This window comes from Acidobacteriota bacterium, assembly GCA_016700075.1.
In the GTDB taxonomy this organism is placed as follows: Bacteria; Acidobacteriota; Blastocatellia; order Pyrinomonadales; family Pyrinomonadaceae; genus OLB17.
Genome location: CP065000.1, coordinates 561,938 through 574,738, shown reverse-complemented (window position 1 = coordinate 574,738; position 12,801 = coordinate 561,938). Strand labels below are relative to the sequence as shown.

At 57.3% G+C, this 12,801-nt stretch carries 17 protein-coding genes; all 17 read left to right on the top strand.

Annotated features, from left to right (window positions below):
• Positions 1–4 precede the first annotated feature (4 nt).
• The 17 genes from IPM50_02680 to IPM50_02600 all read left to right on the top strand — a co-directional run bounded on the left by IPM50_02680 (position 5) and on the right by IPM50_02600 (position 12,801).
• On the top strand, positions 5–307 hold the full coding sequence (locus tag IPM50_02680) for a hypothetical protein (protein QQS33507.1): 303 nt from the start codon (positions 5–7) through the stop codon (positions 305–307).
• Positions 308–409: 102 nt separating this feature from the next.
• Positions 410–1,021: a hypothetical protein gene (locus IPM50_02675; GenBank protein ID QQS33506.1), complete on the top strand. Its 612-nt coding sequence runs from the start codon at positions 410–412 to the stop codon at positions 1,019–1,021.
• Entirely contained in the window at positions 933–2,759 is a 1,827-nt protein-coding gene (locus tag IPM50_02670; GenBank protein ID QQS33505.1) for a hypothetical protein, read from the top strand. The genes IPM50_02675 and IPM50_02670 overlap by 89 nt, the downstream gene beginning before the upstream one ends.
• A 152-nt stretch (positions 2,760–2,911) precedes the next feature.
• Positions 2,912–4,387, top strand: a complete 1,476-nt coding sequence (locus tag IPM50_02665; protein ID QQS33504.1) for a hypothetical protein — start codon at positions 2,912–2,914, stop codon at positions 4,385–4,387.
• Positions 4,388–4,467: 80 nt separating this feature from the next.
• Positions 4,468–5,337: a hypothetical protein gene (locus tag IPM50_02660; GenBank protein ID QQS33503.1), complete on the top strand. Its 870-nt coding sequence runs from the start codon at positions 4,468–4,470 to the stop codon at positions 5,335–5,337.
• Positions 5,327–5,563 (top strand): KTSC domain-containing protein, encoded by a 237-nt coding sequence (locus tag IPM50_02655; protein ID QQS33502.1) that lies wholly within the window; start codon positions 5,327–5,329, stop codon positions 5,561–5,563. The genes IPM50_02660 and IPM50_02655 overlap by 11 nt, the downstream gene beginning before the upstream one ends.
• 6 nt (positions 5,564–5,569) lie before the next feature.
• A complete protein-coding gene (locus IPM50_02650) occupies positions 5,570–6,808 on the top strand; it encodes a hypothetical protein (GenBank protein ID QQS33501.1) in 1,239 nt (412 codons plus the stop codon).
• A 67-nt stretch (positions 6,809–6,875) separates the two neighbouring features.
• A complete protein-coding gene (locus IPM50_02645; protein QQS33500.1) occupies positions 6,876–7,259 on the top strand; it encodes a hypothetical protein in 384 nt (127 codons plus the stop codon).
• A gap of 47 nt (positions 7,260–7,306) precedes the next feature.
• A complete protein-coding gene (locus IPM50_02640) occupies positions 7,307–8,527 on the top strand; it encodes a hypothetical protein (protein QQS33499.1) in 1,221 nt (406 codons plus the stop codon).
• Between the two features lie 76 nt (positions 8,528–8,603).
• Positions 8,604–8,843 (top strand): hypothetical protein, encoded by a 240-nt coding sequence (locus tag IPM50_02635; GenBank protein QQS33498.1) that lies wholly within the window; start codon positions 8,604–8,606, stop codon positions 8,841–8,843.
• A gap of 3 nt (positions 8,844–8,846) precedes the next feature.
• Complete coding sequence (locus IPM50_02630) at positions 8,847–9,263, top strand: hypothetical protein (GenBank protein ID QQS33497.1); 417 nt, start codon at positions 8,847–8,849, stop codon at positions 9,261–9,263.
• Positions 9,256–9,807 carry a hypothetical protein gene (locus tag IPM50_02625; GenBank protein QQS33496.1) on the top strand — a complete coding sequence of 184 codons (552 nt, stop codon included), beginning with the start codon at positions 9,256–9,258 and terminating at the stop codon, positions 9,805–9,807. Before IPM50_02630 ends, IPM50_02625 begins: the two co-directional genes overlap by 8 nt.
• Positions 9,804–10,256 (top strand): hypothetical protein, encoded by a 453-nt coding sequence (locus IPM50_02620; GenBank protein ID QQS33495.1) that lies wholly within the window; start codon positions 9,804–9,806, stop codon positions 10,254–10,256. The genes IPM50_02625 and IPM50_02620 overlap by 4 nt, the downstream gene beginning before the upstream one ends.
• 10 nt (positions 10,257–10,266) lie before the next feature.
• Positions 10,267–10,554, top strand: coding sequence for a hypothetical protein (locus IPM50_02615; protein ID QQS33494.1), 288 nt, complete (start codon positions 10,267–10,269; stop codon positions 10,552–10,554).
• 2 nt (positions 10,555–10,556) lie between these two features.
• Positions 10,557–11,633, top strand: coding sequence for a hypothetical protein (locus IPM50_02610; protein ID QQS33493.1), 1,077 nt, complete (start codon positions 10,557–10,559; stop codon positions 11,631–11,633).
• Positions 11,634–11,695: 62 nt separating this feature from the next.
• Positions 11,696–12,385, top strand: a complete 690-nt coding sequence (locus IPM50_02605) for a hypothetical protein (protein QQS33492.1) — start codon at positions 11,696–11,698, stop codon at positions 12,383–12,385.
• Positions 12,386–12,402: 17 nt separating this feature from the next.
• Entirely contained in the window at positions 12,403–12,801 is a 399-nt protein-coding gene (locus IPM50_02600) for a hypothetical protein (GenBank protein ID QQS33491.1), read from the top strand.

The following is a 12,801-nucleotide window of genomic DNA, read 5'->3' as shown; positions in this document are numbered from 1 at the left end:
GGCTATGGAAGCGATCGCTCATCCCGGATTTTTGCTGACGGTGGCCGGCATCGTCGTGACGCTCGTGGCGTGGTTCATCCGTTTGGAGTCTAAGGTGAACGACCACGGCAAAGAAATATCTCGAGTCGAGCAGAGCTGCGAGGACACCTGGAAGGAGTTTGACTATCACCGGTCGCGGCCTGAAATACATTTCGACCAACGACTGGCGTCGGAGGTGGAGCGTCGCCAGGGTGAGCGAATGGGGCGAATCGAGTCTGACGTGAAAGAGATCAAGGAGATCGTTAAGGGGATAGCGAAAAAAGATTGACATCGTCCGGTTATTGGGCTGGCCGGACGGTCCGGCGGCGGGATCGAAAAAGCGAATGGCGCCGCGTTTGGCGACGAGCCGTCCTTCTCGCCGCAGGAAATTATGCCGAAAAAGTATTCCAGCGAAGCACACGAGTACTGCCGCGAGCTTTATCTGAAATACGGCGGCGGTTCGCACCAGCTGATCGAGCGTGATATGCGCAAGGCGGGCTGGGCCGGTTGGCGGCGGGAAAACCTCTATGACAAGGGATACGGCGAACATGAGCGGCTCGGCTGGATCACTCGCTTCGGTTATGAGAGGAGCCTAAAGATCCATACGGAGCAGCTCGTTGAAAAAGTGCTCGACGATGTTCAGGACCTTTACGTCGGGATCAAGAACGTACGCAAGTCGCTGCAGGAAAAAGTCGATGCGGGAACTGCAGGTAAAGACGAGATCTATCAGTATCGCGATTTTTGCAAGTTGGAGATCGAGGCTCGAAAGAACCTGAACCTGACGGAGGACAACTTTGAGACGTTCGTTGCGGGGTTTGAGAAGTTGTGCGGATGGCTCGGCGAGATAGACGCAAAGGCGGCTGAAAGGCTGATAGCGAACGGCGAGCAGCTCACACAAATGGCCGCAGCTCATTATGGCAAGCAACCGGACGAGATCGACAGCCGAGCAGGCAATGGAGCGAATGAGGGCGGCGACGAGCCGTTTAGCCTCATCGATCGCTGACGAGAGTGACGACGTTTCGACAAAGCCGCTGAGTTGGTGGCGAGATCGATGGAGCGATCCTGAGATCAGGCTTTTGTTCATTGAAAACTATATCTACGTTCGGGATGCGTTTGACGAGAACCGGCTAACACGGCTGCGTCTGAATCCGATCCAGCGGCACTTGCACTTCAACCTGTCGGGCAAGGACGTTGTGATCAAATCGCGACGGCAAGGGCTATCGACCTATTTCAAGGCGGCGTTCTTTGCAAACTGCATAGTGCTGAGCGGCCGCAGCTTTCGCGAGGTGCCGCACGATCCTGACACCGAAGCTCAGTTTCGGGCGGATTTTCGCCTTATGTACGAAAACTTGCCGGACCGTCTGCGGCCGGCGACCAAGTACTACTCGGAAGATCTGATCGAGTTTAAGGATCCGATCAAAGGCACGATCAATTCGAGTGTGACGACGGCGTCGGTACAGCCTGGCCACGAGAACAAGGGACGCGGCCAGACGATCACCGAGCTTCATCTGACGGAGCCGCCATTTTGGCGGGGTGACGCACGAAAGGCAGCTACGTCATTGATCGAGGCCGCCGCAGGCGGACGCATCGCGGTGGAATCGACGGCGTTCGGCATCGACTGGACGCACCAGATCTACCAGCAGGGCAAGAAAGGCGAAGCCGGCTGGAAGAGCTTCTTCTTCGAATGGTGGTGGAAACCGGAATATCGCATCAGCGGTGCGAGATTTGAAACGGCTCGGCGGCGTGAAACGGTGCTGCTGCTGCCCGGACAAGAGCTGAAGGACATCTGGGCAGTTCCGGCGGCCGGTATCAGCGAAGCCGAACGCGTCGCAAAGCGAAACCGGTTTGACAAGGCGAAATTGACAGAACAGGAGATCGCTGTATGCGAGCTCATACTCGCTCATTTGAAAACTCAAGGCACGCTGCCGCGATCGGCTAAGTGGAACGACAACGCGATCGCCGAGTTTCTGGCTTGGCGGCGGGCAAAGATCGAGGAGTTGCCGGGCGGCGAGAATCAGTTTCGGGTCGAGTACCCCGAAAACGATACGGACTGTTTCGAGCAGACCGGTCGGCCTGTGGTACAGGCGAGATATTTGAAAGTGACGTGCGAGCCGCGTGAGCATGGTGAGGAAGGCCACGAGTACATCATCGGTTGCGATACGTCGCTCGGCCACGACACGGGCGATCCGTCGGCGATCGAGGTCATTGACATTACGAGCGGCCGACAGGTTCACAGCGAGACGCTGCGGCGTTCGCCGGATCTGCTGGCATATCGGCTCGCCGAGCTGCATGAGACGTTCAACTGGGCGACCGTCGTCGTCGAGCGGAACAACACCGGCATCGCGACGATACGCGAGCTGCAGCGGCTGATATCCGAGGACGCGATCTTTCGATACATCGACCGGGCGTTGCAGCGAAAGATCGAGGACGGCGACCTAACCGTCGATGAAGCGTTTGAAAGAGCCGAGTTCGGTCTGCCGACGACAGCGGCCAACAAAGGCGATTATGCGATCGCACTTGAGCAGGCGATCAGGACCGGCGAACTCGGGCTGTCAAGTAGTGAATGGTGCGAAGAGGCTCGAACGGTGGTGTGGTTTGACAACGCAAAATGGGGAGCACTGAGCGGCTATCACGATGACCGCGTCATCGCTCTCGCATTAGCGAACTACGTGTGGTTGAAAATGGCCGGTCAGCGGGTCGGTTTTGTCGGTGTGATGCCGGAGACGGGTTCGTTGAGGTAGTAGGCGGGCAAAAACAGGCTCAAAAGTCTGTTGCTGAGTGTTTCTGAGGCGTTTTTGGGATCTGGTGCGGCTAAGCCGTTGATATTGCGGTTGGTGAACGATACGGGCGATCTATTACGGTGATGACTTTTTGGGAAAGATTGCGAATTGCGATGGCTGCGTTCCGCGGCGTTTCGGCGATCGATCTGCCGGGCGGCGGCCGGTCGTCTGAGGAATTCGCCGGGCAGATCTCCGGATACAATGCGATGTTCGGCTCGGTGTCGCCCGTCATTGATTTCGAGATGCTTGCGGTGCTCAAGAACTTCTGGATCCACAATCCGGATTTTTCGCAGTACGTCGGCAACATAGTCAATCTTGGCAATCCCGGACACCAGATCATTGTCGAGGCAGCGAATGATGCTCGTGCTGAGGCGGCCTTGCAACGCATCAACGAGACCGCCGCGAGAATATACCCGAACGCGTGCGGCGTGGATGGCCTGGTCAACCAGTACCTGACGTCGATCGCGTGGTCCGGTGCGATCTCTAGCGAGGACGTTGTCGATCTGGCGGGTCGTCGCGTGAAAAAGGTCGTGATAGTTCCGGTCGAGCAGATCCGGTTCAAATACGACCGAGAAAGCGATGAATACTTTCCGTATCAACGAAGCATGAGCCTTGGCGGGCGTCGAGGTGAGCTTGGCATGATACCGCTGCATCGTGAGACGTATCGGTATTTCGCTCTTTCCACGATCGAGAACTCCCCATATGCCAAACCGCCCGCAACGGCGGTCGTGGATCCGATCCTAAAAATGCAGCGGCCGATCATGGATAACATTGCCGAGATCGCTGCAAAGTTCGGTTTGCTCGGACTCACGGTCGCATCGGTGGTGCCGCCGCCTCGGACGCGGGGAACCGAATCCGACGGTGACTATCGCATTCGAGCGGCCAAGTACCTCAAAGCTGTCAAAGAGTCGCTGACCGGAAACGTTGAGAAAGGGCTGCTTGTAGCGGCTCGCGACCAAAAGATCGAACACACGCCGGTATCGGGCGACGCGGCGGGAGTCTATGACCTGAACCGAATATCCGAAGAGCAGGCGTTCTCGGCAATGCACGCGATGCCCGGCTTTCACGGCCGCACGGACTCGACGACGGAGACATTCGCCTATGTGGTTTACAACCTGCTCGTCGCACAGGTCGCGAACATTCAGCGACTGGTTAAGCGACGTATCGAGCGAACGTATCAGCTCGATCTGGCACTGGCGGGCGTTGAGGTCGACGCGATCAGGCTGCGGTTCAACAATCCGTACTCGCTAAACCCTAAGGGCGATGCAGAGACCGAACAGGTCAAGGTCAAAACGGTCCTTGAAAAGGTGCGTGCGGGAATGATCACTCCGGACCAGGGAGCCCAGGAGCTCGGCTACGACGTGTGGGCCGAGCCCGAAACGATTTTTGGCCACGCCGTATCGCGGATGTCTGATGTCCGCGAACAGCCGCGGGTCAGGCGGTCATTCAAATTTGACCGCTCGGTTCAACGCTATCGCTACCAGCCCGACGCGGTCGAGATATGGAGCGGAGTAAGGCCGGACGGTGCTGCCGAGGTAAGCAAAGTTGTGCCGTTCGAAAAAAAAAAGGCTCTGCGAGCCTTGGATTAACGGAGGAGCAAATAGATGAGATTTTACAGGAGTTCATTTCTGCATATCGGTCTCTTGTTGGCAGCGATGTTAACGCTGGCATGGCCCGCATCGCTGACAGCATCAGAGAGTTTTTACGAAAGCACGACGCAAACGATTTCAAAGACGCCGACGATTTCGCCGCCCGACTGCTCGACGAGCTCGAGCGTGCGTGGGGTGACAGTTGGGCAGGCCGTCGAACAGTCGCTCGCGTCAACAACGCAAGCCGCGAGATATACGAATACTACCGATTGCAGGACGTTTCGGTTTTCGGCGGCGGCAGATCGCCGCTCAGGCTGCGGCTCGGCGGCGCTGACCGCGTTTCGATCGACTTTATCGGAAGGCTCGACCATTTCTACTTTTCAAAATTCGCCGATAACACCCGCGAGCCGATGCGAAAGTATTTTGTCGATGCATATTTCAAAGACGGAGCGGCTCTTTTTGGGCGAGGGACAGTTGAGGAAATGGACGCGTTTCGACGTGCCGCAGGCGACCGATTCAGGAATCTTACTGACCGACAAACGCTCACTGTCATTCAAACCGCCGTCCAGCGTACCCGAAATTGGGCACACATCGGCAGCCTTGCACAGGCAGAGATCGAGCTTGCCCGAATCGTTGCAACGCTTGACGCCCGAACGACGCCGCTATGTGAATTCCTTGACGGGAAGATCGTCAAGGTGGGCGTCGCTCAATCAGCCATCGAGCGGCTGAACCGGCTCGAACCGGCCGAGTTCGCGTTACAGATGTACGGCACTGAGCTAAGCAAGGGCATCGCGAAGAATCCGGTCGATACGTTGAAGAAGTATCTGGAGGAGGACGGCAAAACGTTGGATGACGAGATCACAAAAACCGGACGCGGTTTTCCTCCATTTCACCCAAATTGCAGAACACGCCTCGAGGGCGTGATCGAAGGAACAGACGATGATGAGTGATTTTCAGCCTATAAGTTCGAGCAATCTGGCCGCAGGCCGATACGACGCTGATACGCGTCAGCTCTACATTAAATTCAAGGCGGATGCGACTGAAGCGTACCGCTACACGGTGATGCCGGGCGTGGCCAAGAAATTTATGGCGACGTGGGACGGCAAAAAAGGGTCCGCAGGCAAGTTCTTTGCAGAGCACATTCGCGGGCTGGCGTTCGAAAAGATCGAGGTCTAAACACAGATGAAACCGATACGGCTGCAAAATGGAATCGAACTCGCGTCGCTCGACGCGACGTCTGCACGCGTGCGAATGCTGAACCCGCTGACTGCGGCGAACGTGCGTCCGGATGAGGATCTGGCCGCAAGATTAAAGGCGGCCGGCATCGCATCGCAATGGTCGGTCAACCAGAAAAACGACACGTTTGAATTCACAAAGGTCGAGGATGTTTTGCCGAGAGATGGCGATTATATCGCGGTCGATTTTCGTGCGATCTCGAAAACCATCGTGCCCGGCCATTGGATCGACTGGACGCGGGACGGCGTGCTCGAAGCAAGCGTGCCGCGGCTGCTCGGTGCGACCGTGTATCCAAACCACGACTATTACGACATCAACGGCTGGCTCGGTGCGGTGTCCAATGTTGAGTGGGATGCGAAAGGCACGGCCGCTGACGGCGTGCCCGGTATCAACGCGAGGTACAAGATCGATGCTCTGATGAATCCGCGAATAGCTCGCGGTCTGATGATGGACCCTCCGGCGATCCACTCGACGTCGATGACGGTGCTGTTCGAGTTCGAATACTCGCATCCTGATATGGCGGCCGAGGACCGTTGGAAGTTTTTCAAAAATCTTGGCGAGGAGATCGACGGCGAGATCGTTCGGCTGATAGTGACCAAGATCAACGAATATTGGGAGGCATCGCTTGTCTTCCAAGGTGCTGACCGGCTGGCAAAGCTCCGGCGATCGAGCGGCACCGAAAGTTTTTCGGCTGACGAAGCCGAAGAGGCAGCGGAAACGCCGCCAAATTCAAACGAGGAGAAAACTATGAAACTAACGAGTGAACTTAAAGCACAGCTCGGCATTGAGTTTGACGGCGACGAGGTGCCTGACGATCAGGTGGTCGCGGCCGTTGATGCATTGTCGGCACAGGCGGCCAAGGTTCCTGCAAATCTAGCGGAACTCGAAGCCAGGGCATTGGCCGGTGACGCTTTGGTCGCCGAGAAACGTGCAGACGTGCTGCGTCTCGCCAAATTGGCCGAGGCAAGCGGTGAAGACGATGAACTGGATCCGGTCGTGGTTGATTCGATCAACGAGGCCGATGTCGAGCGTCTGCAAAAGCTCGGTGCGTACTATCAGAAACGCGTCGCCGACAAATTCCCCAAAGGTGGACGATCGTCGCTAGAGAACAGCGATGAGATCGACAACGCAGGCGGCGTCGCAAATCCAAACGGCAAAGCTCTGCCTGAGGCGGGATTGCTCTGATCGGCAAAACCGATATCGTCAATGGTTTTTGACCGGCCGATCAGCCGGTAAGGAGAAATGAATCGAAATGAAACTGAGATCACAGGTAGAAGGTTTGGCAATTCCGGCAACGGTGGCAGCCGTTCTGGACAAGGACACGATCGTCACGATCACCGCCGATAAAACGGTGAACAAAGCCGGAGCGAACGCGACGCCGCTGGGGCGTTTAGCGGTGCCGGCAAAATCGTCGGGCGGCATCGGCACGGTCGAGACACGTTGTAAGGAGCTGATCGAGATCAAATTCAGCGGCAATATCGCAGCCGGTGCATTGGTCAAGATGGCAGCCGCAGACGGCACCACCGGCGAAAATGTCGTCGCCGCGTGGGTCAGTGGCACCGACGGTGCTGAACGCATCTTCGGCGTCGTCTGGAAAGGTGCGAACGGAGCCGTCGGCGAAGTTCTGACCTTTTAGGTCGTAAGTCGAAAAGCAGAAATTCAGAAAAGGAGCGTAAGAAAATAATGGGTTACGGACTTAAAGGAAAAGTCAGAGAAATGGTTACGGCAATGCAGGCGGTCCGCAAGGGCTCGGCTGACACTGCCGGCCGCGAAGTGTCGCTTCGCCAACACATGGCGAGCAATTACAAGGATGCCAACGGTAATGCCCTGACGCCGCAGCATCTTTACGCGGAGCTCGGCATCGACGAGCATCGCACGCAGGTCGGGCAGCTGCTCGATATGGAAGATGGCGGTTATCTCGCCGCGGAGCTGATACGCGAAGCGGTGCGTCGCGGTATGGGCGTTGCTCAGCGTGAAAAGCTCGCCGAGATGAACGCTCGTGCGATGGCGTCTTTCGGCCCGATCACCGGCGAACATGCCGGCGGCCAGCGTTTCGTTTCGCCCGAGGTGTTCCTCGATCCGGTAAGCCGAGGCGCCGTGCAGGGGACATTCTATCCGGACATCATCGCTCGCGAGATACCTGTCCCGCAGCCGCAGGCGATCGTTCCGCGATTGAACCTGTCTGATGCCGCACTTGCGGATTCGAGCGAGGCCGCGACGATCGAAGAGGGGTCGATCAGCTACGATACCAAGACGGTGACGGTCAAAAAGAAGGCCCGGGCGATCAAGATCGCGGATGAGGCGGTGAGGTTCTCCAGCCTGAGCCTGTTGGCTCTGTTCATGGAGGATTTCGGCCGCATCTTCGGGCACACACTGAACCTCATGGCGATTGACGCGATCGCCAACGATTCGGCATCGAGCACGGCTGACCCCGCTGCGGTGATCGGCGTCGAAAACACGTCGAACGGCATCACCTGGTATGACCTTGCTCGTGTCGCGGTTCGATTCGGCCTGATCGGCCATGTCGGAACGCAGATCATCGGCAACGAGACGACCGCATTGAACTACCTGAATCTGCCGGAGGTAAAGAATAAGCAGCAGGGCACTCCGCTGCTCGGTACGGCTCTCAAAACTCCGCTGACGATGCCTGAGGAGCTGTATGTTTCCGGCGGTGTCGCGACGAGCAAAGTGATCATTCAGGATCCGTCCGCCTCGATCGTTCAGCTGACAGCTCAGCCGCTGATGGTCGAGACCGCGCGTCTGGTTATGAAGCAGATCACCGGAACCGTACTGTCGACCTACACTGGCTTTACAAAACTCCAGCGTAAGGCCTCTGTGATCGTCGATGGATCGATCGCATTCAGCGGCAACGGATTCCCAGCGTGGATGACGCCGCTCGTCTAGTCGGCATCAGTTGACCCGGTCAACTGACGGGACCGGAGAGGTGTCCACGGCGGCACCTCTCCACTTTGGAGAGACTATGAACAACGCAGAATACAGCGTCGGCGACACTGTCGAACTGAGAGATAAAGAAGCCGGATTCACCGATCCGATCACAGGGTTCGACCTGTCGCGTGATGCGCGGAAGAAACTTGAAGAGCCTATCGGCGAGCGAACGCATCAGGCACTGATGTCAGGCAATTTGTTGGTCGTCGACGGCCGCCCGATCAAGAAGGACAATTCCACGTCGTCAAAAGGCTCTGCCGCGAAACGTAAATAGCAAATGATCATCGACGCAGACGAGTTACGAGAGCGATTTGACATTGACAGCGAGATCACAGACACGCGTCTTGATCCGGCGATCGCGTCTGCCTCTCGTCGTCTGCGTGAGTGGGTGGGCGACGAGGCTTACGATGATGCGGCCGATGACACGCCGAGCGACGAAGTACGTGCAGAGATCCTGGCAAATGCAGAGGCTCATCTGGCTATGCACTTCGCGATACTCGGGCTGAATACGCCGCTCTCGGTCAAAGGCATCGTCGCAACGGCTGCGTCGGCTGAGGGCAAAGAGATGCGAAAGTATCTGACGCCGGCCGACACGATGGCCGTCGCTGAACAGTATCTGGAATTCGCCCGCTCGATCGCGATGTCGTACACCGTCGAAACGATCGACGGCGGAATGGAGGGCGTCTATGCCTAACGTTTCGATCGAAGTCCTCGACGATGATCTGGCAAAACTCGGTGCCGAGATCGACCGATACAAACGCCGCGTGCTGGGACGACTGGCCGAACGCGGCTACCAGCTGCTTCGCCGCGAAGTTCCGGTCGAAACCGGAAACCTCAAACAAGGCGTCGCACCGGCAGAGGTTGATTACGATGCGATGGAAGCGGTGCTGACGGTTTCGGCAAGGTCAGGGATGACGGGCCGCCGCGTTGCCGAGGTTTACGGCAGCGACGGGAAAAAGAAACGGACCGTCAGCCTGAAACCGCAGCCGGCGTTCAATTACGCCGAAACGGTCGCACGAGGCAACAAAGCGGGACCGTCGATGCTAAAACCGATGCTGATACCGATCTCGTCAAAGCCTGAAAAGGGCGGCTATCTGATGGTCGGCGGGCAAGTTTACATTGTCCGAAAGAGCCGAAAACGGCAGAGGCCGAATCCGTTCGATCAGCGTGCGGCCGATACGCTGCAAAGCGAAGCGGTCAAGATCGCTGAGGCACAAATGAGGGCATTACTTGGATGAGCGTTTCACCCGTTGAAGTAGCGTTATTCGATTTCCTGTCCGACGCGGTCGAGGCAGCGATCGACGATGACATCGAACCGCTGGCGTCGCTGGATATTCACGACACGGTTTACCGATCGATGGACAAGGCGAAGCCCGACGGGGTGCGTATCTCAGACTGCATTTCGACGTTCTCGCCGACGAACGGCACGGATCTGAAAGAGTGGGATGCTGAGGTTCAGCTGGTCTGCTATTCGCGGGTCAAGACGGCGAATCTGAAAGAGCGGCAGGATGCTCTGAAAAGGGTTTTTGACATTCAATCCGCAGTGATCGATCTGATCTTTGCGGACTGTTCGCTCGGCGGCCGCGTCTGCGACGTCCGCGTTGAGCCGAGCCCGCGATCATACGACACGATTGACGGCAATGCCTATGCGGTGGCACTGATACCGCTTGTGGTCAACCCGAGCTAAGGAGAAGTTTATGGAAAGCAAATTTGTACAGTACACCGGCAAGGCTCCGATCGAGGTAGCGGTCGGTGAATTTCGCGTCAGTTTCAGGCCGGGCGCGGCAAAGGCCGTCGAGGATCCTCGTTTCCGCATGGTCCTGCTCGCGATGAACCTGTTCCGTTCGGCGACTAAGCGGATCTCACCGCGAACGCCGGCACCGCAAAAGAAAACACCGGCTGCAAAAACGCCGGAACCGAAGACCGTTGTGACCGACGAACCGACGGCTGCAGCTGATAACGTCACAGAAGGAGAGAGTGAATAATCATGGGAAACTTTTCAGACAAGGCACTGAACGTGGCGATCAGCCGCATACCGCAAACGAACTATCTGACCGGCACATCGGCCGCCGCAAGCTCATTCGTCCGCGAGGAGCTGAAGCAACGAACGCTGCCGAACCACACGGCGAGCGAGCGTGATAATGCCGACTATGCGACCGGCTTTGGTCAGCCGACAGAAAGCTGGATGGAGGAGCTGTCGAACGGTTGGCCGTGGTCATTCGACGTCTCGGCGGAGAACATCGGGCGGTATCTGCTTGCCGCGATGGGCGGCGTCACAACGACCCAGCCTGACGCCGGCGGTCATCCGACCGTTTATCAGCACGTTTTCGCACCGCTCGACGTGATCGCGACGGCACAACTGCCGGCGTATTCACTGCTTGCCCAGCTGCTGCCCGGAGCGAGCGGTATCAACAAGAAACTGCCGTCGATGGTCGCCCGCAATCTGCGGCTGTCATCGAGCGGAACCGCAAAGCTCGACGGATCGATCGACTGGGCCGGTGCCGGTGAGGAGACCGATCCGTCCGGTGTGACGTGGGCATCGCACGTCAACGAGATCCAGGGCACGCAGCACTATTTCTTTGCCAAGCAGGCTGAGCTGATCACATCCAACACTGACGGCTCAAGCCCGGTCGATGAGAAGTGCGAGCTGAAATCGTGCTCGTTCGGCATCGACAATCAGCTGATCGATAACGATTTCGGATGCCCGCGGTTCAAGAATAACGATCCGGCACTTGGTGCGATCCGTTCGCATCATCTGCTTGACCGGCAGAATTTCTCGATGGAATTCACTATCAAGATGCGTGCGAACAACCCACACCACACAGCTCTGATCAACCGCACGCCGTTCCGCATTGTTAAGAAATGGATCGGCGGCACGATCAGCGGTTCGTACAAATACAGCCTCGAGATCACGAGCTATTTGTCGAAATACGCTGCGGTCGAGACCGGCTTTGAGGACGGCATGACGGTCGTCCGCGTCACGCCGCGTCAGCTCTTCAACGTCAGCCAAAACAAGATCGTTGACGTGAAACTGATCAACACGGTAGCCAGCTACACCGCATAGTGCACCCGCTCGGCGGCGTCACAATACGCCGCCGACATTCGAGCAAAGGAGAACCAGCCCAAATGAAAAAAGAAAGAGCAGAAACTTACGATTCCGAGGCCATGAACCGCCTCGAATACACGGTATTCAGCGGTGACGCAGAGGTGGAAACCGCCGTCACATTTCGCCCGTGCAGCGACGAACGGTATTTGCAATGGCTCAAGGAATTCAAGCTCAAGGGCGACAGCAACAACCTCGACGAGGAAAGCATGGAGGCGACGTGTCGGCTGTACGACGAGATCGCCGTGTCGATGGATAATGTCGAATTCGACGGCGACGACTGGCGGGTGCTCGTACCCGTTAATGAAAAGATCGACACGATCAATAACCTCTTTGCCGTTGCCGTGTTCCGCCCGGAAAAGAAAGGCGACGGCGTGCGACGTCTGACCGCAACGCCGAGCGAAACCTATCTGACCGAAGCCTATTTCAACGGCGGCGTTCTGCAGCAAACTCATGTGCTAAAAGCCCAGTCGATCGAATGGCGAAAGAAGTACATGCAGATCCAGTCAAAGCGGTTTCGCAAAGAGATCACGCGTGGGCTCAACCGGCCGGCCAAGGTCGAATTCATACCGCAAGAGGACAAGCTCGGCGGTCTTTACGACGAGATGGTGATCTCGACAAGCGGCTTTGCAGGCTCGATCCCGCTCAGATTCAAGACGGCCGTGATCCAGCATATCTTTGAGGAATCGGTCGCCATTGACGAAAAAAAGTAGCCGCCGCAGCCGACGCGGTGTGGCAGCGGGTTTTTGACAGAGCCGGCGAATCGCGAGAGGGATTCGGGCACCGATGCGAGGGCGACGACGGGTGCACTCGCTGGATGAATGCGGCCGGCGGCTATGAGGAAAAGCTGCTCGCGTGCGAGGGCTGCGACAAGAACTGCATCCCGCCGCCGTCGCCGGACGAGGGTGATGATCGTGAGAACCAGCCGGACGCATCCGCGATCGTCGATTCCATCGAAGCGATCGCCGCGTGGGAGCGTGCCGGATTCGCGACCGATTGGAGCTGTTATTCATTCGCCGACATGATGCTCTATCGCGAATGGCGAGAGGCCGAAGATTTTATCCACCGCCAACAGCAAGCTCGCATACAGGCGATGATCGCCGGATTCAGCGGAAAGTCCGACGCATAA